Origin of the sequence: Microbacterium sp. STN6, from assembly GCF_026410545.1 — a bacterium.
Taxonomy (GTDB): Bacteria; Actinomycetota; Actinomycetes; order Actinomycetales; family Microbacteriaceae; genus Root112D2.
Map to the genome: position 1 here is coordinate 91,031 of NZ_JAPMIT010000003.1, position 20,454 is coordinate 111,484.

Consider the following 20,454-nt stretch of genomic DNA (forward strand, 5'->3'; position numbering starts at 1 on the left):
ATGCTTCTCGACGCGCACTGTCACGCCTGGCGCCGCTGGCCGTACGACACGGCCGTGCCCGATGCGGAGGGCCGAGGGAGCATCGAGGCCCTGTTGTACGAGATGGACACGCACGGGGTGGAACGCGCGAGCGTCGTCTGCGCCCGCATCGGCGGCGGCGCCGGGGGAGTCGGCTTCGCGAACGACGACAACAACGACTATGTCGCCCGCTTCGCCTCGACGCATCCCGATCGCATCGCCGCGCTCGTCGACGTCGACTGCGTGTGGCGAGCGGAACACCACACCGCCGGGGCAGCCGACCGTCTGCGAGCCGAGGTCGAGCGCACGGGCGCGATCGGCTTCACTCACTACGTGGCGGCGACGAACGACGGCTGGCTTCGAGGCGACGACGCCGCCCAGCTGTTCCGCACCGCCGCGGCGATGGGCCTTCTGGCCTCCCTGGCCGTGCCCGCCCCCTGGTTCGACGACCTTCGCGGCGTCGCGGCGGCGAACCCGAGCCTGCCGATTCTGCTGCACCACATGGGCCAGCCGAAGTCGAGCGCCGAACTCGCTGCCCTTCTCGACCTCAGTGAGCTGCCGAACATCGGTGTCAAGATCTCTGGCTTCAACTACAACGCCTCCGACTCCTGGGATTTCCCCTACCCCCAAGCGCAGCACGTCTTCCGGGCCATCGCGGAGAGGTTCGGCACGAGCCGGCTGTACTGGGGAAGCGACTTCCCGGCATCCCGCGACCAGCTCACCTATCGACAGGCGATCGAAGTCGTTCGCTCGCACTCGGCCTTTCTCACGCCCACCCAGCGCGACGCAATCATGGGCGGCAACCTCGCCGCGCTGCTTGCCCGCCCCACCAGAAAGTGACAGAACCATGACCCTGGCCCTCATCGCCCGCTACCACGTCGTTCCCGGAAACGCCGCTCTCGTCGAGCAATCACTTCGCGAGATGGCCCAGCACGTGGCGGCCCACGAGCCCGCCTGCCTCGTGTACAACGCGAACGTCGACCTCGAGAACGAGAACCTGTTCTGCCTCTACGAGGTCTATACCGACGAGGATGCGGTGGCCGCCCATCGCGAGACGCCGCACTTCAAGCGCTTCATCGAGGGGACCATCGTGCCGGTGCTCGAGAAGCGCGAACGAGAGCTGTACCGGAGGGTGATCGGGTGAGACTCGTCTCGTTCGAGACAGCGGGCGATCAGGGTCGCACCGCTCATCTCGGCGCTCTCGTATCCGGCGACGCCGATTCCGGGGAGCTTATCGACCTGACGGCGGCGACCCGCGCCCTGCTCGCCCGCGGAACGGCGACCCACGAGGCCGCGAAGCGCATCGCCGCAGCACTTGTGCCCGCCTCGCTTCTCGGCTTCATCGAAGGCGGCGCGCGTGCCAGAGACCTGGCAGACGAGGCCGTCTCGGCGACGCTGGAGCGCGGCTGGGAGGAGGATGCCGGCGGCAGGCGCATCCGCTATCGCACCGAGCAGATAACCCACCTGCCCGCGATCACGGGGCCACCCCTGCTGCGGGACTTCATGGCGTTCGAGAAGCATCTCGTCAACGTGTTCCCCCGGCTCGGGCGGGAGATTCCCGACGAGTGGTATCGGCGACCGGTGTACTACAAGGGCAACCCGTCGGCGATCGGCGCGCATGAACAGGATGTTGCGGTTCCGTCGTACGCCGAGCGGCTGGATCTCGAATTCGAGTTCGCGGCGATCATCGGCGTCGGTGGCGTCGACATCGCCGAGGAAGACGCTCCCGGTCACGTCTTCGGCTACACCGTGTACGACGATTTCTCGGCGAGGGAGATCCAATCGGCCGAGATGACAGTGGGGCTCGGCCCGGCGAAGGGCAAGGACTTTCTGGGCGCCCATGTGCTCGGCCCCGTCGTCGTGACGGCGGACGAGCTGGGCGATCCCTATGCGCTCGGCATGACCGCGCGCGTCAATGGCGAAACGTGGGCGAACGGCTCGAGTTCGGCGATGCACTGGCGCTTCGAGCAGATGATCGCGTACGCCTCACGCGACGAGCTCGTGCGGGCCGGCGAGGTCTTCGGCTCGGGGACCGTGGGCGACGGCTCCGGCGCCGAGCAGGACAGATGGCTCGAGGTCGACGACGTGGTCGAACTCACGGTCGAGGGCATCGGAACACTGCGCAACCGCGTCGTCGCGACGCGCGAGCCATCGGAGACGGGAAAGACATGAGCACGCAGACGAGACAGTACGCCGGGCACCTCGCCTCTGGCCCACCGCACGACGTCATCGACCCAAGTGACGGCTCGAGCATCGAGTCGATCGCCGCGTCGACCGAGGCCGACTGTGCCGACGCGGTGAGCATCGCAGCCGAGGCGTTCCCCGCCTTCGCGGCGCTCGCGCCCCGCGTGCGGGGAGAGATGCTCCGCAAGGCATATGAGTTGATGACGGCCGAGAGCGAGTCGCTCGCCCGGCTGGTCTCACGCGAGAACGGCAAGATTCTGGCTGATGCCCGCGCCGAGATCGGCTACGCGGCCGAGTTCTTCCGATGGTTCTCTGAGGAGGCGGTGCGGGTCTCCGGCGACTTCCGCCTCGCCCCCAGCGGCGACAAGACCATCGTGGTGACACACGAACCGGTCGGCGTCTCTCTGCTCATCACACCATGGAACTTTCCCGCCGCCATGGCGACTCGCAAGATCGGGCCCGCCCTCGCCGCCGGCTGCACCGTCGTGCTGAAGCCCGCCATGGAGACGCCGCTGACCGCTCTCGCCATCGTCGACCTGCTCGCTCGGGCAGGGGTTCCCGCCGGCGTCGTCACGGTCGTGACACCGGTAGCGCCCGGCCCCGCAGTGTCGCGGATGCTCGGGGACCGGCGCGTACGCAACCTCTCGTTCACGGGGTCGACCGAGGTGGGCAGGATGCTGCTGAAGCAGGCCTCCGATCGGGTGCTTCGAACCTCCATGGAACTCGGCGGTAACGCGCCGTTCATCGTGCTCGATGACGCCGATCTCGATGATGCGGTAGCGGGGGCGATCCTCGCCAAGCTGCGTAACGGCGGTGCCGCCTGCACCGCCGCCAACCGCTTCTACGTCTCGCGATCGATCGCCGACGAGTTCTCGCGTCGCCTCACCGAGCGCATGTCTGCGCTGCGCATGGGGCCGGGGCTCAACGACGGTGTGGAGCTCGGTGCCAGCGTGTCGATCAGGGAACGGGACAAGATCGCCGACCTGGTCGACGCATCCGTCTCGCATGGTGCGCGCGTACTGACGGGCGGCACGCGCCCCGAGGGAGCAGGAGCCTTCTACCCGGCGACCGTGCTCACGCTTGAGGCGGACAACCCCATTCTGGGCGAGGAGGTCTTCGGCCCGGTGGCCCCCGTCGTGGCCGTGGACTCCGACGACGAAGCCATAGCGCGGGCCAATGCAACCGAGTTCGGCCTGATCTCCTACGTCTACTCGGGCGACCTGGGTCGCGCGATGAGCGTCGCGCGCCACCTCGAGGCCGGCATGGTCGCGATCAACAAGGGCGTCATCTCAGACCCGGCCGCACCCTTCGGCGGCTACAAACAGAGCGGCCTCGGCCGCGAGGGCGGATTCGCGGGAATCCACGAGTTCCTCGAAAGCAAATACATCGGCGTCACCATCTGACAGACGCCGACGGTTGGGAAATCGTGACCTGAAAGCCACGATCGCCCATTGACATCGGAAAGGAGCAATGCAACACTCGGTACATTCTGAAACGTATCAGAACGCACCGAACCACCGAGCATCACTGCTCGACAATGGGGTCCCCTCGGATCCTGATCTGCAATGACAACGGGAAAACAGGAAGGTTGACATCGTGGTCACCAAGAAAAATGTCATCGCCCGGATAGCAGCATTATCCGTCGCAGCGATGCTCGCAGCAGGCCTTGCGGCCTGCAGCGGCGGCGGCAAGAGTGGCGACAGCGGCGACAAGGCGGGCAAAGACATCCTCATCGGGATGAACTCCGGCCTGGTTCCGCAGTTCCAGCGCTACGCAAAAGAGTTCGAAAAGACCCACAAGGGCTTCAAGGTCACGGTCAAGGCAGTGCCAGACGCGCAGCCGGACTACATCCAGCAGCTCGTCACCCAGGGCCTCAGCAAGTCACTGCCCGACATCATCTTCAACTACGACACGCTGAACCAGACGCTCAACGCGAACCACCTGCTCTACGACATCAAGCCGTGGCTCGATGAGGGGCATGACGGACTCAAGGCTTCCGCCTTCATTCCGGCCTTCCTCGACCAGTACAAGGTGGGCAAGACGATCACCGGCCTCCCGGTGAGCGCGGACACCGGCGTCGTCACCATTCACAACACGCTCTTCGAGAAGTACGGAGTTCCCGTACCGACCGCCGACTGGACCATGGATGACATGTACGCGGCGGCGAAGGCGATCACCGACAAGTCGGGCGGAAAGGTGTTCGGCATCAAGACGCCCATCGGTGATGGGAGTGCCGTCTTCACCTTCTACCCGACGCTGATCGCGTACGGGAGCAACCTCTACGACCCCGACACGAAGAAGTTCATCTTCGCGAACGAGGGCGGCCTGAAGGCCTGGAAGGAACTTCTCCTGCCCTACACCGAGAAGTTCGGCACGCCGTACTCCCTCGCGACGAACACCACCCTGTTCGAGAGCAACCAGGACGCGATGGGCGTCGGCTCGACGGCTGGCATTGCCGGGCTGCGCGCAAAGATGACGGACGCGTGGGATGTGCTCCCCATGCCGACGGTGAACGGCAAGTCGGGCACGGGCGGCGGGTCATACTCGCTTTCCATCAGCGCGAAGTCGGACAATAAGGAGGGCGCATACCAGTTCATGGCATGGTTCTACTCGACGGATGGCGGCATGAAGACCGCGCAGCCGGACGGCGTCATTCCCCCGACGAAGGAGGGCATCTCGGACGGCGCATGGATGACTGAGGCCCCCGCCGTTCCGCCGAGCTTCGTGAAGACGATCAAGGCGTCGGTTCCGAAGGCGATCCTGCCGAACACGATCCCGGACGACGTTCAGCCGAAGGTCGTTCCCGCCCTGCAGACAGCACTTCAGCAAGTGGTGCTCAAGGGCGAGTCGATCGAGAAGGCCTACACGGCGGCCCAGGACCAGCTGAACGCGCTGCTGAAGTAGAAGATCTTGACCGTCCTCGAGACCAAGCGGGGTGTCGGCGCCGAGCGCCGGCACCCCCGGTCATCACCCCGCACAAAGTCCACGTATAGAAAATCGGATGCCGTCTCGGCGTGGCTCCTGCTCGCGCCGGCGCTGATCCTCTTCATCACCTTCATCATCATCCCCACGATCGTCGGCTTCGGACTGAGCTTCTACGAGTGGAACTTCTTCGACACCCCTGCCTTCATCGGCGTCGCGAACTTCGTGAAGCTGGCAACCGACTCGGCGGCGTGGGCGTCGCTCGGAGTCACGCTCATGTTCGTGCTTCTGGGCGTCATTCCCACCATTGCCATCGGCTTCATGCTGGCCGTTCTGATCAACGCCAACATGCCGGGGGTCGGCGTTCTGCGCGTGCTCTACTTCGTGCCCGTCGTGCTCTCGGTCGCGGTCTCCGCCGTGCTGTGGGCCTTCATCTACGACCCGCGGCAAGGGCCGATCGGGGCGCTGCTTCGCGTGCTCGGCCTGCCGCCGGTCGACATCCTGAACAGCGACACGCTGGCCCTGCCTGCGCTGGTGATCATGATGATCTGGCTGGCCCTGCCGATCGTGATCATCCTGTACCTGGCCGGTCTGCAGCGCGTGCCAGAGGACATCTATTCGGCCGCCGCGCTTGACGGGGCAGGTCCGTGGCGCACGCTGTGGCAGATCACGTGGCCGAACGTCGCATCCACGACGTTCGTGGTGGCGATCCTGCAGATCGTCAACTATGTGGCCAGCTCGCTCGACGTCTCGCTGATCATGACGAACGGCGGCCCGCTCGGGGCGACGACCGCGTTGAGCCTCTACGCCTACCGCCAGGCCTTCTCCAACCAGGATGTCGGCTACGCGAGCGTGCTCTCGGTTCTGCAGCTGGTCATCATCGTCGCCATCATCGGCCTTGGCCGCCTCGTCACCAGGAGGTTCACACGATGAGACTCGCCCGCCTGCGCATCGGCCGATACTCGACGATCATCCTGTTCGGTCTCGTCATCGCGTTCCCCATGCTCTACCTGCTCTCGGGTTCGCTCATGTCGTTCAGGGATATCGCGCAGTACCCGCCGCGACTCTTCCCGACTACGCCGATCTGGGACAACTTCATTCAGGCCTGGGCCTATCTGACCCCGCGCACCATTCTGAACACCTTCATCTTCGTGTTCGGGGTGCTGTTCCTGCAGCTCGCCATCTGCCTGCCGGCGGGTTTCGCGCTGTCGAAGATCAGGTTCCGCGGTTCCTCGGTCGTGTTCGCCCTGTTCCTGGTTCCGATCCTGATGCCCACGAACCTGATCCTGATCCCGACCTTCGTGGTGACGCTTCAACTCGGTCTCGTCGGCACTTTCCTGGGGTTGATCCTTCCCATCGCCGGGCAGGCGTCGGTCGGGGTGCTGCTCTTCCGGCAGTTCTTCTCCACGCTCCCCGACGGCCTGATCGAGGCGGCTCGCATTGACGGCGCCAATTGGTTCCAGACCTTCTTCCGCATCGCTCTGCCGCTCGCGCGCCCGATCGTCGCGGCGTACTCGGTGGTCACGTTCCTCACCGCCTGGAATCTCTACATCTGGCCGCTGCTCGTCGCGCCGGGCGAACAGACCAGGGTGCTGACGCTCGCGCTGGCGCCCCTGGCCACGACGCAGTTCTCAAACATCTCGCCATCCGTCGGATTCGCCGCCGCCGTCATCGCAATGGTGCCCGTGCTGATCGTCTTCGTGGTGTTCCAGAAGTGGTTCACCCGCGGCATCGCCGGTACCGGGCTCGAGTAGGCGCGTCGTGAACAGTGACACCGCGGGTCCCGCGGCTCGCGCCGATGTGCGCATCGACGAGCCGATCCGTTTCGAGCAATCCGCCGCATCCGCTCCGTCCGTGCCGTCCGCTCCGTCCGCTCCGCCCGCCTCGTCCGCCCCGTCCGCCTCGTCCGCCCCGTCCGCCTCGCCCGCCTCGCCCTCCCAGGCAGGTGGAGAGTCGGCGGTCACCTTCGTCGGCTCATCGTCGCCTCGCCTCAGCTGGCGTGTCGCGTCCGCCCCCGCCGGCTGGCGGCAGCGCGGCAGCGAAATCGAGATGCGATTGCCGGACGGCCGCGTGCAGCAGAGGTCCATCGACGGTGCTGGCCAGATTCTCGTCGACTGGCCTTTCGCACCGCTCGAATCGCGAGCGCGAGCCGAGCTTCGCGTGCGCGTCGAAGGCGACGGCGGCTGGAGCGACTGGAGCCCATTCGCGTCAGTCGAGGTCTCCCTCGTGCACGAGCAGGACTGGCAGGCGCGCTGGGTCACGCCAGCCAGTGCAGCGGATGCCGGCGGCCCGGCCCCGATCATCGGCACTCGCTTCGATGTGCGCCCCGGCCTCACCCGCGCTCGCCTGCACCTGACCGCGCTCGGCATCGTCTCCCCACGCCTCAACGGGGAGAGCGTCTCCGGCGACCACTTCGTGCCCGGATGGACCACGTACGACAGGCTCATCCGCTTTCGCAGCTACGACGTGACGGCCCTGCTGCACGAGGGCGACAACGAGTTCCGCGGCCTTCTCGGCAACGGCTGGTACCGCGGCCGCATCGCGTCACTGCCCATCCACCGCGGGCAGGTCTACGGCGATCGGCTCGGCCTTCTCGCCCAGCTCGAGCTCGACTACGCCGACGGGAGCCGCGTCACGATCGGCACGGATGAGAGCTGGCGCACCGCCGATTCCCGCATTCTCGCGAACGACTTCTACGACGGGCAGACCACAGACCTGCGGATGCCGGAAGCCCCGCCGCTCGACGGCCCGGCCGAACGGCTCGACGCCAACGTCGGCCGGCTCAGCCTCGCCACGGCCCCGCCGGTTCGCGAACTCGAGACTCTGGCGCCCTCGACACTCATCAGGCGCCCGTCGGTAATCATCGCGGATTTCGGGCGAAACCTCGTCGGCTGGGTGCGGCTGCGCGTGACGGCACCAGCGGGCACCACGGTCACGGTGCGCCACGCCGAGGTTCTCGACGGCGGCGAACTGGCCATGCGCCCGCTTCGTTCCGCCGAAGCGACGGACCGCTACGTGCTCGCGGGCACCGGCGATGAACGGCTCGAACCGTCGTTCACCTACCACGGCTTCCGCTATGCGGAGATATCGGGCCTGCCCCCGGGCGCCGACATCGAGCTGGAAGCGGTGGTGCTCGGCAGCGCACTCACGCGAACCGCATGGTTCAGCTGCTCGGATCCCGCGCTGACCCAGCTGCACGAGAACGTCGTCAACAGCATGGTCGGCAACTTCCTCGATATCCCGACCGACTGCCCGCAACGCGACGAGAGACTCGGGTGGACGGGCGACATCCAGGTGTTCGCTCCGACGGCGGCGACCCTATTCGACGTCTCGGCATTTCTCGGTGGCTGGCTGGAATCCCTCGCCCTCGACCAGCTGCCTGACGGCACGGTGCCCGCGGTGGTGCCGCGCGTGTTCCCGGCGGAGGCGACCCTCGCAGGCTGGGGGGATGCCGCCGTCGTCGTGCCGTGGACCCTCTACCAGCGCTACGGAGACCGTGAGGTTCTGCGCCGGCAGTACTCGAGCATGGTGTCGTGGGTGGAGCGCGTGCGCTCCCTGGCCGGCCCCAACCTGCTCTGGCGCGGGGGCCAGCAGCTCGGCGACTGGCTCGACCCGCTCGCGCCTCCCGACGATCCGGCGGCGGCGCAGGCCGACCCTGACGTCGTCGCGAGCGCCTACTTCTTCCACTCGGTCGACCTGCTCGCGAGGTGCGCCGGTGCGCTCGGGAGGGCCGAGGAGGCACTGCACTACGCGCGGCTCGCGGAGCGCATCCGCTCGGCATTCTCAGCCGCGTATGTAAGTGAAGACGGGCGCGTCACGAGCGACTGCCAGACGGTGTACGCGCTCGCGCTGGCCTGGGAGATGATCGCGGATGGGGCGGTGCGGTTCCGCGCAGGCGAGCGACTGGCCGAGCTCGTCGAGTCGCAGGGCTTCACGGTCGCCACCGGGTTTCTCGGCACGCCGGTCGTGCTGCACGCCCTCACCCTCGCCGGCCACACCGACGACGCGTACCGCATGCTCACGACACGGGCGTTCCCCAGCTGGCTCTACGCCGTCGACCTCGGTGCGACGACGATCTGGGAGCGCTGGGACAGTCTGCTCGCGGATGGCACCGTGAACCCGGGCGAGATGACGTCGTTCAATCACTACGCGTTCGGTGCGGTGGCCAATTGGATGCACCGCACGATCGCCGGGGTGACCTCGCTCACCCCCGCCTGCCGCACCATTCGCGTGGCACCCGCGCTCGGAGCCGGGCTCACGAGCGCCGACGCGCACTACGATTCGCCGTACGGCACCATCGCCGTCGCCTGGACTCTCACCGACGGGCGGTTCGACCTCGAGCTGACGATTCCGGTCGGCGTGACCGCACGCCTCGAGCTGCCAGACGGCACGGCGATCGCGGGCATCGAGCACGGCCGATACTCCTACGCGGTCGACGTGCGGCTCGCGACCTCGCCTGCCATGAGACTCCCGAGCCCCTGATGGCGCACTGTGAGCTCGGCTCGCCGGTATGCTGCTCCATAATCCCCACGATCGAGCTGACACCCATCACATGAGAACCAACGTAGGCATCCGCGACGTAGCCCGGGCCGCAGGCGTCTCTGTCGGCACCGTTTCGAACGTGCTGAACTACCCGGATCAGGTGAGCGCGAAGACGCTCGCCAAGGTGCAGCAGACGATGCAGTCGCTCGGCTTCGTGCGCAACGACCTCGCCCGCCAGCTTCGCATGGGCCGGGGAACGGCCATCGGCTTCGTCGTCGTCAACGTGGCCAACCCGTTCTTCGCCGACCTCGCCCACGAGCTCGAGGCCGCGGCGGAGCAGGCCGGTCACACCGTGGTCGTGGGGTCAAGCGACCAGAATGCGGCCAGGGAGCAGCGATACATCGACCTGTTCGACGAACAGCGCGTACGCGGCCTGCTCATCGTGCCGCAGCAGGGCCTCACCCCGCGGCTGAGCCGGCTGCGGGCGAGCGGCACGCCGGTCGTTCTCTTCGACGGCAACATCGACTCGACCAATGTCTGCTCCGTTGGGCTCGATGGTGAGGCCGGCGGGTACATGGCGGTGCGGCACCTCGTGGAGTCGGGCCGCCGCCGACTCGCGATCGCCGGCGGCCCGCTCTCGCAGATCGGCGATCGCATGTCTGGCGCATCCCGAGCGGCACAGGAGACACCGGGCGTGAGCCTCTCGATCATCGAGACGAGCGACCTCACGGTCGAGGAGGGGCGGCAGGTGGCCGAGCGCATCCTCGCGCTCCCCCAGAACGAGAGGCCGGATGCCGTGTTCGCCGCGAACGACCTGCTCGCGATCGGGCTGGTGCAGGCCCTCATCCTGGATCGCAGGCTCGCGGTGCCGCACGACATTGCGATCGTGGGCTACGACGACATCGACTTCGCGGCATCCAACGTCGTACCGCTCAGCACCATCCGGCAGCCGCGGGAATCGCTGGCACGAGCGGCGCTCGAACTGCTCGAGCAGGAGGTCGCCGGCGACGAGAACCACACGCACGGGCGCCATCTGCTGCAGCCCGAACTGATCGTGCGGGCGAGCAGCGGCTGACGCTCAGCACGCCGCGGGAACTGCTTTAGCGCGCCTCAAGAACTGCTTTAGCGCACCTCAGGCTGAGCGAGGTTTTCTCTCGACCAGGCGATGAGCTCATTCAGGGCGGGCATGAGCGCCAGCCCTCGGTCGGTCAGCTCATAGCGCACCGCCACGGGCGGCCCGTCATCGACCGTGCGTGAAATCAACTCGCAGTGCGTCAGTTCGGACAGCCGCTCGGACAGCACAGTGTCGCTGATGCCTCCCAGCGATCGCCGCAGCTCGGAGAATGAGGCCGACCCTCCTGCGAGCGCCGCGAGAAGCAAGCCGTTCCAGCGCTTACCGAGCACCGAGAACGCCGCAACAAGGGCCGCGTCACAGGTGATCGCTGCATCCGGTGTCACGACTTTCATACCTTCATCATAACCGTGCTACGTTAAACGTGTTCGCTACGGAAAACTGAGTAGATAGGAAATCCAATGACATTGTTCCGCCTCGATGCAAGCATCTTCCCGAGCACGTCCGTGAGCCGCGAACTCGCCGACATCGTCGAGGGCGAGTGGACGAGGGCGCATCCGGGAGAGCAGGTGATCCGCCGCTCGATCGGCTCGAACCCCCTCCCCGCAACGGCCTGGGCCGACGCCGTCGTGGGTCAGCAGCTTCCGCCCGACGCGCGATCGGTCGAGCAGCAGGCTGCTGTCGAGCTCGCGACAACGCTTGCCGACGAACTCCTCGCCGCAGATGAGCTTCTCTTCGCCATTCCTCTCTACAACTACGGCGTCTCTCAGCACATCAAGACCTGGTTCGACGTGCTGTACACCGACCCTCGCATCACCGAAGGCGGGCCCTCGCTCCTGGATCGGCCGGCGATCTTGGTGACGGTGTCCGGCGGCAACTACAGCCCCGGCACGCCGAAGGAGGGCTGGGACCACTCCACCGCCTGGCTCCAGCGCATCCTGGTCGACATCTTCGGCCTCGACCTCACGACCGTCGACCGTCGCTTCACGCTCGTGGGAGTGAACCCGGCTCTTGACCGGTTCAAGGACATCGCGGATGAGTTGCGTGTCGAGGCCGTGCGTCAGGCCGAGCTTGAGGGCCTCAAATTCGCCCAGCGTCGCACAGACAAAGCGGCCTGAGGTTCACATGCCGAGACTCTCCCCGCCATCAACGTAGAGGTCGTGCAAGGCGATGTGCGCGGCCTTATCCGAGAGCAGAAACTCGATGGCGTTCGCCACATCGTCGGGCGTAGCCACGCGGCCGTCCGGAATGCGCGGTCGCCATGTCTCGAGTTCGCCCTCCCAGAGCTGGATGCCCGTGTGATCGGCGGCGAGTTCGGCCATCATCGGCGACTGCGTCGGGCCGGGCGCGACGAAATTGATGCGAACACCGTGCTCGCGCACCTCGAGCCCGAGCACCCGAAGCGCTTGGCGCATCCCTGCCTTCGATGCACTGTACGCGGCCTGGCGCAACCGGGGCATTCGGGCGGCGATCGATCCGATGGCCACGATGGAGCCGCCGCCGTTCTGGATCATGGCCTCGGAGAACTGGCGCGCCACGTCATACGCTCCGACGAGGTTGACGCTGAGGATGCGCATGAACTGCGCCGACTCAAGTTCACGTGACGGGCCCGCACAGAAGGCCCCGGCGACGATCGCCAACCGTGTGGTCTCCGCCTCCGCTGCCACGAGCGCCGCGACGGAGGCGGGATCCGTGACGTCGACGCGGCGCGCTCTCGCCTCGGCACCGCCGGCCCTGAGCTCGGCGGCCAGCTCGGCTGCGGCATCCTGCTGAATGTCGGCGAGCACGACGGGACCGGAGCGGGCCAGGGTGCGGGCGACCTGCGCGCCGATTCCCTGGGCCGCTCCGACGATGACGGTGAGTGGCGCCTGTGCCATTACGGCTCCTTGCTGACGTGGACCGCTCCGCGAGGAACCTGGACCGGCCGGTGTTCTGCTGCCGAGATGTACGCGGCTTCGATGAGAGCGACGGATGCCGCGGCGACATCCGCCGGCGCCGGATTCGCTATCTCGCCCCGCACGACGCGCGCGAACGTCGGCACCGGCCGCGACAGCGCGTATGCAGGCTGGTCATGCGGGTTCTCGATATGACGGATGCCGCCACCCGCCTCGAACAGCCAGGCCTCCGCCGTGAGCAGATCGTGCTCGAGAACCGCCCGTGTGCCGTGATAGCGAATGCGGTGACGCACCGCCGACCCCTCGGGGGTCGTGCCGGTCGAGCTGGCGGTCCCGATGGCGCCGTCGTCAAGCCGGAACGTCAGCGCGTCGACGACATCGACCGCGAGGCCGCGGTTGTTCATGTACGCGAAGACCTCCCGCGCCTGTTTTCCGGTGTTCCACAGCAGGTTGCCCAGCAGATGCGTCAGCTGCGTCTGGCCCTGGCCGCCACCGGAGAGCCGCGGATCGGCGTAGCTGACCCCGTGCGGAACCGAGGGGTCGTCCAGATGCGCGGCCGCAGGATCGGCCGTGCCGAACAGGCCCTCGGTCTGGGATGAGAATTCGGCGTTGACGCACACGAGCTCGCCGATCCGGGTGGCCACGATCTCCCGCACCTGCGCGGCGGTCTCCGCGTATTGATAGGTGAGCCCGACCGAGAGCGTGCGACCCAGCTCACGGGCGAGTTCGACGAGCGACCAGGCGTCGTCGGCGGTCGTCGCCAGGGGCTTCTCGACCAGCACGTCGACCCCGGCGCGCAGAAGCGCTTCGACGATGGGGCGATGCGTCGTGTGCGGCGTCGCGACAACGGCGCAGTCGATCTCGACCGCATCGATCATGGCCGCGACATCCGTAAAGGCAGCGGTGGCGCCGAACTCGCGTGCCGCCGCATTCGCGCGAGACTCATTCGGGTCGCACACGGCGATGAACTCGATGCTCGCGTCCGCGGCGAGAGCGGGAAGGTGCGCCCGATGTGCCCACCATCCCGCGCCGACCATGGCGAAGCGAAGGGGCGCGGTCATGCGTACTCCTCGAGCTGCTCACGCGTGACGGGGCGCACCAGCTCGAACTCAGGGTTGAGCTCGAGGCCAAAGCCCGGCGCCGACGTCGGCGCGATGCGACCATTCGCCGGCAGCGGCTCGCCCAGCAGCAGCGGGCCCTGGAACGGCACGATCGTGTCGCCCATGCCCACCATCACCGGGAACTCGGCGAAGGTCGCCTGCGGATACGCGCTGAGAAAGTGGTAGCTGTAGACGCCGCCGACGTGCGGAATGATGCGCTTGCCGTATGCGGACGCGACGGCCGCGATGCGCTTCAGCTCCGTGACACCGCCGCACCACATGGGGTCAGGCTGGATGATGTCGACGCCGGCCTCGCACAGCAACCGGAAGCCGGCGGCAGTGTACTCGTGCTCGCCGGTGTTCAGTGTCATGGATGCCGGCATGCGACGCCGCAGCTCGGCGTGGCCCGCATAGTCGTCCGGCCGCAGCGGCTCCTCGAGCCAGCGGAACCCGAGCGGCTCGATGGCCTGCGCGAGTCGAACCGCGTAGTCGACGTTGAGCGACATCCAGCAGTCGAAGTAGAGAGGGAAGCCGTCGCCGACCGCCTCACGCGCCCGCGTCGCGCGCTCGACGTTGCGCCGGAATCCCTCCTCCCCCTCACTCGGCCCGTACGTGAGGGGAAGCTTCGCGCCAGAAAAGCCGAGCTTCTCGATCGGGCCCGCGAGCGGACCCGTTGCATACATGGGGATATCGGCGGATGTCGGGCCACCGAGGAGCTCGAAGACGGGCTGGCCGGAGAGCCGCCCATGCAGATCCCAGATCGCGAGGTCGACGCCGGAGATCGCGTGCAGCACGACGCCCTTGCGGCCGTACGCCAGAGTGCTGGCGAACATGCGATCCGAGATGGTCTCGTGCGCGTATGCCGACTGGCCCTCGACGATGTCGGCCAGGTGCAGTTCCACGATGGCGCAAGCCGCAACGCCGCCGTTCGTCATGCCGATGCCGACATCGCCGGATGCACTTTCGACCCGCACGATGACGGTGCGGCCGGAGTCACGGCCCGTCGCCGAGGGGCGGTCGTCTCGAAACTCAGGGTATGCAGTCATCGGGTTGGCGACTTTGCCGCGTCGCCAGTCGCGCACATCCTCCGGCGCATCGGGCACCGGCTCAGCCACACGCTTGGGCGACCGCACCACGTACGCCCTGACAGAGACGATGGTGTCGTTGCGAGGCATTGCGCCTGGCCTCTCTTCGTTGAGGATCGCGGCCGGAATGCAGAGCGATATGAAAGCTTTCAAGAAAGCTACTCGCCCCATCGGATCGGGTCAAGGTGCCCCGAGGTCGGTGCAGCCGCGGGTAGCGGATGCTGGGGTGCTCCACCGCGCACCGTGAGCCCTTGACAGCCGCCGCACTCTGTGAATATTCTACCTGAAACGATTCAGTCAGCCAATGGAGGCTTTCAATGAGCATGAGCAGCGGTCGTTTCACCACGAGCAGGCGTTCCTTTCTCAAAGGGGCGGGCATCGCCGCCGCTGCAGGGGCATTGAGTCGCCCCATGCGGGCCGCGGCAGCAGAAGCGCCGACGGCTGCGACATACCATCTCGAAAACGGCTTCATCCGCGTGGCGGGCGCATACGGCAAGCTCACCGAGTTCGGGTGCGACCCGAGCGGAGCCGGCCACTACGAGAAGACCTCGTTCAGTTCCGTGTTCCTCGGCAAGGCCGACTACTTCGACGCCGGATTCAACGACGGGGTCACCTTCACCACGAAGGGGAGCACGCTCAGCCTGGCCGACATCCAGATGCCCTCGGCCGCCGATCTGACGCAGCCGCAACTCAACGCACCGATCCCGCTCAGCCCCGGCCACACTCTCGGCCAGGCGTTCACGGCGAGCGCATTTCGGTTCACGCGCGTCGGGGGACAGTTTCCGACCTGGAGCAGCTCAAGCGCATCCATGACCCTGTCGCTGTATTCCGGGACCCCCGCCACCGGCCTCACCCTGGTCGGCAGCAGCGAGCTGAACCCTCTGAAGGACAACGGATGGGGATACGTCGACGTGCCTCCGCAGCCGGCCGGGGTGTACTACCTGGAGGCCTCCGACGCCGCCGGCACTCCGGGCTGGTGGGGGTACAGCGGCACCACGACCGTCGACGTCGGCGGCGCGTCATACGCCGATCGGCAGGCTCTCACGGGGCGAAGCATGACGATCGACGTGGCGGGATTCAACGTCGACGGCGTCGCCTCGTGGGATCTCACGCTCACGGGATCTCAGCTCGCCATGTCGTACGAGATGCACTGGCAGGGTGAGGCGCGCGCCGACTTCGGCATGTCGTTCAACACGTCGTGGGTCAAGGACGGGTATTCGATCGACTACGCGGACGGTGTGCTGTTCAGCCGCTTCGTCGGTGATGGCGGCGACTACATTCCGTCACAGCAGTTGAAGCGTCGCTCCTCGTGGACGAACACGGTCTCGGGGGCGAAGTGGGTTGCCGCGACAGGCACCGGCCCGTATGACCTTCGGATCACGGCGGCGCAGCCCATCCTCACCGGCGCCATGACGAGCGACACGCTCGCGCTGACGCTGAACACGGGCGCCACCACCCCGGCACAGGTCGTCTCACGCTCGATCGCGATCGATATGCAGGCCCATTCCGATGCCCTGCCCGAGATCTTCCCGATCTTCACGGCGTCGGACCAGGTGCGGGCGACCCAGCTGTCGACGTTCTACTGGGAGCGAGCGCTGAGCTTCCGGTTCAGCGGGCACGCCGCGGACTGGGCCGACTGGAACGGCCGGATCCTCGACTGGACGGCCACGGAGGGCAGAGCGGCCCAGGCCGACAGCCTGCTCAGCACCAAGCAGGACGACGACGGCTACGTATGGTCGTGGCCGGACTCGCAGGGGTGGCCGTTCCCCGACCCGACGATCTACGACGCCAGGCACTTCACCTCGAACGCGATGTACATACTCGGCGCCTGGCGCTACTTCTCGTGGACCGGGGACTCCGCGTTCCTCACCACGATGCTGCCTCGGCTCAGGAAGGCAATGGACTTCTATCTCGACACCCTTGGCGGCAGCAGCGGGATCGTCACCATCACCTCACCGGATCACAGCGGCCGCGACGGCGCGGTGAGCTCGAACTACTGGGACGTCACCTCGTTCGGCTACCGCGATGCCTATCTCAACGCCTACTTCTACGGCGCCCTCGACGCCATGGCACAACTCGAGAGACACGTGCACAACATGAAGCGGGCGAAGCAGCTTCAGGACCTGCGGCCGGCCGTGCAGAAGCGCTACAACGAGCTGTTCTGGAACGAGAGCGCCGGCCGATACGTGGAGTGCATCGACGCAGACGGCGTCGCCCACGATTACGGCTCGACCTACGTCAATCTCGAAGCCACGTCGTTCGGGTTACCCTCTGCGGCGCAGGCCGAGCGAATCTTCACCTGGCTCGACACGGGCAATACAGAACTGCAGAAGTCGGTCGTCCTCATCGAAGGCGGCGGGCTGGCGCCCATGATCAAGCCGGGCCACACCCTGGGAACGAGCTTCACCGCCAACGCCGCGTTCACGAGCGTGGCCGCACGGTTCCCCACGTACGGCGTGCGCGGCGCCGCGTTCACGATGGCCCTCTATCAGGGCGTGCCCGGCGACACGACACCGGTCAAAGTGGCCGAGAAGCAGTTCAGCGACTGGGGCGACGGCAGCGTCGCGCACATCGACGTGCCGAAGCAGGCGCCGGGCGTGTACTACCTGGAGGTCTCGAACGTCACCGGCACGCTCGCGTGGTGGTCGTCGATGACCGTCGCACCAGGCGCGCTCGCGTACGCCGACGGCGTTGCCGACCCCAGTGCCCGCTCGCGATTCGTCGTCGCGATCGGCGAATACTTCGACGGCCCGGCCGATATCTACTCGAAGTGGATCTACGCGCCACGCGCGACGACCCGGCGTAACAACTACTGGTTCTTCCTCGAGGAGCTCACGACGCCCTGGGGAAACCAGGTGCAGGACGGCGGCGCGATCCTCTACACCTCAGGGTTCGATGTCATGGCCCGCGCCCGGTACCGGGGCGGCGACGACGCATGGCAGCGCATGACGACGATCCTCGACCGCTGGAAGGAACCGGACCATCTGTGCGGCGGCACCCCGCTTTTCCGCGGCGAGAGCACCGTCGACAGCGGAACGGCGAGCACGTCGGTCGGAACAGACATCCCCTTCCCCGAGAGCGGGTTGGCGCCGGCAAGCTTCCTCTACGCGTTCGTCGGGGTCGAGGCCGAGCCGGACGCGCTGGTGTTCACGCCCGCGCTGCCGTCGACGCTGAGTGAGGCGGGCGTGCGCAATCTCTCCTGGCACGGCAAGAAGTTCGAGATCGTCGTGACGCGCAACCGCATCAACGTCAGCGGCAGCGGAGTCTCGATCTCGCGACCGTACAAGCCGGGCAAGCCGGTTCGCCTGAACTCGCACCAGCTCTCGCACTGAGATCAGCGCCGCCTGGCGGATTGACCGGCGCCGCGTTACGTCATAGTCTTATCACGACGGTGTTGAAACGATTCACGATTGCACGATCGCAGCCGTGGCTTCCGCTTCGCATCGCCATGACATCGCCGACTCATCAAGAGAAGTGACAGACCAATGACGACCTTCGCCTCCATCGCTCCCCTGCTCGCCCAGCAGGCCATCGAGCTCCCCTCGTGGGCCTTCGGCAACTCGGGCACCCGGTTCAAGGTCTTCGGCCAGGCGGGCGTGCCCCGCGACCCATACGAGAAGATCGCGGATGCGGCCACGGTCAACGAGGTGACCGGGCTGGCGCCATCCGTTGCCCTTCATATTCCGTGGGACACCGTTGACGACTACGCCGCCCTTGGCCGATTCGCCGAAGACCACGGTGTGGCGCTCGGCACCATCAACTCGAACACGTTCCAGGACGACGCGTACAAGCTGGGCTCGGTGACGCACAGCGATCCGAAGATCCGCCAGAAGGCCATCGACCACCACCTGGCCTGCATCGACGTCATGAACGCCACCGGCTCACGTGACCTGAAGATCTGGCTGGCCGACGGCACCAACTACCCGGGGCAGGACGACATTCGCGCCAGGCAGGACCGCCTGGCCGACTCGCTCGCGACGATCTATGAGCACATCGGAGAGAACCAGCGCCTCGTGCTCGAGTACAAGTTCTTCGAGCCGGCGTTCTACCACACCGACGTTCCCGACTGGGGTACCAGCTACGCCCAGGTCGCCGCCCTCGGCGAGCGCGCCATGGTCTGCCTCGACACGGGGCACCACGCGCCGGGCACCAATATCGAGTTCATCGTCGCCCAGCTGCTGCGCCTCGGCAAGCTCGGCTCGTTCGACTTCAACAGCCGCTTCTACGCCGACGACGACCTCATCGTGGGTGCGGCGGACCCGTTCCAGCTGTTCCGCATTCTCTACGAGGTGATCCGCGGTGGCGGCTACGGCGCCGATTCTTCCGTGGCGTTCATGCTCGACCAGTGCCACAACATCGAGAAGAAGATCCCGGGCCAGATCCGCAGCGTGCTGAACGTGCAGGAGATGACCGCACGGGCGCTGCTCGTCGACACCGAGGCGCTGACGGCCGCGCAGAACGCCGGCGACGTGCTCGGCGCCAACGGAATTCTCATGGACGCCTTTTATACGGATGTGCGCCCCGCCCTCGCCCAGTGGCGCGAATCGCGCGGGCTGCCTGCCGATCCCATGGCGGCCTACGCAGAAAGCGGCTACCAGGAGAAGATCGAGGCGGAGCGCGTGGGAGGCACGCAGGCGGGGTGGGGAGCGTGAGCCCGATGGCGGGCACGGCCGACGTGACCGTCGCCGACCGCGCGCTCGACGGCCCCCACGGCCGGCTGCCCGTGCGCATCTACACGCCCGTCGACGCGCCCGGCGACGCGCCAGCCGTCACGCCCGGCGGCACGCAGGCCGACGCGCAGGGAAGCAGAGCGGATGCCGCACCCGCACCCGCGCGGTCGGGGGCTCCCGGCCTCGTCTGGGCCCACGGCGGCGCGTTCTTCGCGGGCGATCTCGACATGCCGGAGGCCGACTGGGTCGGCAGGCAGCTCGCGGCGCGCGGCATCCCGGTGGTCTCGCTCGACTACCGGCTCGCCCCACTGCCCGATCTCGCGGCGATCGGCGGCGAGCCCCCTGCGGACGCCCCGCCGCTGCGCGATGTCGAGCGCTCGCCGTTCCCGGTGGCGAGCGAGGAGATCGCGTGGGCGTTCGGTTGGGTGCATGAGCACGCGGCCGAGTTCGGCATCGATCCCGAGCGCCTCTCGCTGGGCGGCGCGAGCGCGGGCGGTAAACTCACCGCCGGCGCGTCGCTGCGGCTGCGCGACGCGGGCGCGGTGCAGCCGCGCTCGATGATGCTTGCGTACCCGCTGCTGCACAGCGACATGCCCGAGCCTTCGGCGGAGCTCGCGGCGAAGATCACCGCGCTGCCGCCCGAGCTGGCCTTCCCGCGCGAGGTCACCGACATGTTCAACATCAACTACGTCGGCGACGCGTCGCTGCTCGCGAATCCCTATGCCTTCCCCGGCACTGCCGACCTGCGCGGCTTGCCGCCCGCCTTCATCCTCAACTCGGACGCCGACACCCTGCGCGCCTCGGGCGAGGCATACGGCGCCGCTCTCGTGGCGGCCGGCGTCGACACGCTCGTCATCCGCGAGGAGGGCACCCGCCACGGCCACCTGAACGAGCCGCAGAATCCCGGCGCGCACCGAAGCATCGAGCGGATGGCCGCCTGGCTCTCCACCGGCCCCCTGACGGGCTCCCCCCACCCCGACGCGGGTTGAGGAGCGCAACCCACCAGCGGGTTGAGGAGCGCGAAGC

The 20,454-nt window shown here is 67.2% G+C and carries 17 protein-coding genes; 13 read left to right on the top strand and 4 right to left on the bottom strand.

The window, feature by feature from the left end; translation table 11 throughout:
• From OSC27_RS09645 to OSC27_RS09685, 9 genes are all read left to right on the top strand, one after another.
• A complete protein-coding gene (locus OSC27_RS09645; RefSeq protein WP_267181251.1) occupies window positions 1-858 on the top strand; it encodes an amidohydrolase family protein in 858 nt (285 codons plus the stop codon).
• Between the two features lie 7 nt (window positions 859-865).
• Entirely contained in the window at window positions 866-1,162 is a 297-nt protein-coding gene (locus OSC27_RS09650) for a putative quinol monooxygenase (protein ID WP_267181252.1), read from the top strand.
• Window positions 1,159-2,190, top strand: coding sequence for a fumarylacetoacetate hydrolase family protein (locus tag OSC27_RS09655; RefSeq protein WP_267181253.1), 1,032 nt, complete (start codon window positions 1,159-1,161; stop codon window positions 2,188-2,190). The genes OSC27_RS09650 and OSC27_RS09655 overlap by 4 nt, the downstream gene beginning before the upstream one ends.
• Window positions 2,187-3,605 (top strand): NAD-dependent succinate-semialdehyde dehydrogenase, encoded by a 1,419-nt coding sequence (locus tag OSC27_RS09660; protein WP_267181254.1) that lies wholly within the window; start codon window positions 2,187-2,189, stop codon window positions 3,603-3,605. The genes OSC27_RS09655 and OSC27_RS09660 overlap by 4 nt, the downstream gene beginning before the upstream one ends.
• A 193-nt stretch (window positions 3,606-3,798) precedes the next feature.
• On the top strand, window positions 3,799-5,106 hold the full coding sequence (locus OSC27_RS09665) for an extracellular solute-binding protein (protein ID WP_267181255.1): 1,308 nt from the start codon (window positions 3,799-3,801) through the stop codon (window positions 5,104-5,106).
• 6 nt (window positions 5,107-5,112) lie between these two features.
• A complete protein-coding gene (locus OSC27_RS09670) occupies window positions 5,113-6,057 on the top strand; it encodes a carbohydrate ABC transporter permease (RefSeq protein ID WP_267181256.1) in 945 nt (314 codons plus the stop codon).
• A complete protein-coding gene (locus tag OSC27_RS09675) occupies window positions 6,054-6,878 on the top strand; it encodes a carbohydrate ABC transporter permease (RefSeq protein WP_267181257.1) in 825 nt (274 codons plus the stop codon). The genes OSC27_RS09670 and OSC27_RS09675 overlap by 4 nt, the downstream gene beginning before the upstream one ends.
• Before the next feature lie 7 nt (window positions 6,879-6,885).
• On the top strand, window positions 6,886-9,606 hold the full coding sequence (locus OSC27_RS09680) for an alpha-L-rhamnosidase (RefSeq protein WP_267181258.1): 2,721 nt from the start codon (window positions 6,886-6,888) through the stop codon (window positions 9,604-9,606).
• Window positions 9,607-9,676: 70 nt separating this feature from the next.
• The gene (locus OSC27_RS09685) at window positions 9,677-10,681 is read left to right on the top strand and encodes a LacI family DNA-binding transcriptional regulator (RefSeq protein ID WP_267181259.1); all 1,005 of its coding nucleotides are present in this window, start codon (window positions 9,677-9,679) and stop codon (window positions 10,679-10,681) included.
• 47 nt (window positions 10,682-10,728) lie between these two features.
• On the opposite strand, the gene OSC27_RS09690 is transcribed toward OSC27_RS09685, so the two are convergent.
• Window positions 10,729-11,073, bottom strand: coding sequence for a winged helix-turn-helix transcriptional regulator (locus OSC27_RS09690; protein WP_267181260.1), 345 nt, complete (start codon window positions 11,071-11,073; stop codon window positions 10,729-10,731).
• 66 nt (window positions 11,074-11,139) lie between these two features.
• Here OSC27_RS09690 and OSC27_RS09695 point away from each other — a divergent pair, with 66 nt between their 5' ends.
• Entirely contained in the window at window positions 11,140-11,796 is a 657-nt protein-coding gene (locus tag OSC27_RS09695) for an FMN-dependent NADH-azoreductase (RefSeq protein ID WP_267181261.1), read from the top strand.
• A 3-nt stretch (window positions 11,797-11,799) separates the two neighbouring features.
• Here OSC27_RS09695 and OSC27_RS09700 read toward each other — a convergent pair whose 3' ends face one another.
• Genes OSC27_RS09700 through rhmD form a run of 3 tightly spaced genes read right to left on the bottom strand, consistent with a single transcriptional unit; the run spans window position 11,800 to window position 14,848 of the window.
• On the bottom strand, window positions 11,800-12,555 hold the full coding sequence (locus tag OSC27_RS09700) for an SDR family oxidoreductase (RefSeq protein WP_267181262.1): 756 nt from the start codon (window positions 12,553-12,555) through the stop codon (window positions 11,800-11,802).
• Window positions 12,555-13,634, bottom strand: a complete 1,080-nt coding sequence (locus OSC27_RS09705; RefSeq protein ID WP_267181263.1) for a Gfo/Idh/MocA family protein — start codon at window positions 13,632-13,634, stop codon at window positions 12,555-12,557. Before OSC27_RS09705 ends, OSC27_RS09700 begins: the two co-directional genes overlap by 1 nt.
• On the bottom strand, window positions 13,631-14,848 hold the full coding sequence (gene rhmD, locus OSC27_RS09710; protein WP_267181264.1) for an L-rhamnonate dehydratase: 1,218 nt from the start codon (window positions 14,846-14,848) through the stop codon (window positions 13,631-13,633). The genes OSC27_RS09705 and rhmD overlap by 4 nt, the downstream gene beginning before the upstream one ends.
• 227 nt (window positions 14,849-15,075) lie before the next feature.
• Between rhmD and OSC27_RS09715 the strand changes: the two genes are divergently transcribed.
• From OSC27_RS09715 to OSC27_RS09725, 3 genes are all read left to right on the top strand, one after another.
• Window positions 15,076-18,090 (top strand): MGH1-like glycoside hydrolase domain-containing protein, encoded by a 3,015-nt coding sequence (locus OSC27_RS09715; RefSeq protein WP_267181265.1) that lies wholly within the window; start codon window positions 15,076-15,078, stop codon window positions 18,088-18,090.
• Window positions 18,091-18,243: 153 nt separating this feature from the next.
• Complete coding sequence (gene rhaI / locus OSC27_RS09720) at window positions 18,244-19,410, top strand: L-rhamnose isomerase (RefSeq protein ID WP_267181266.1); 1,167 nt, start codon at window positions 18,244-18,246, stop codon at window positions 19,408-19,410.
• 5 nt (window positions 19,411-19,415) lie between these two features.
• A complete protein-coding gene (locus OSC27_RS09725) occupies window positions 19,416-20,417 on the top strand; it encodes an alpha/beta hydrolase fold domain-containing protein (protein WP_267181267.1) in 1,002 nt (333 codons plus the stop codon).
• The last annotated feature ends 37 nt before the right edge of the window (window positions 20,418-20,454 follow it).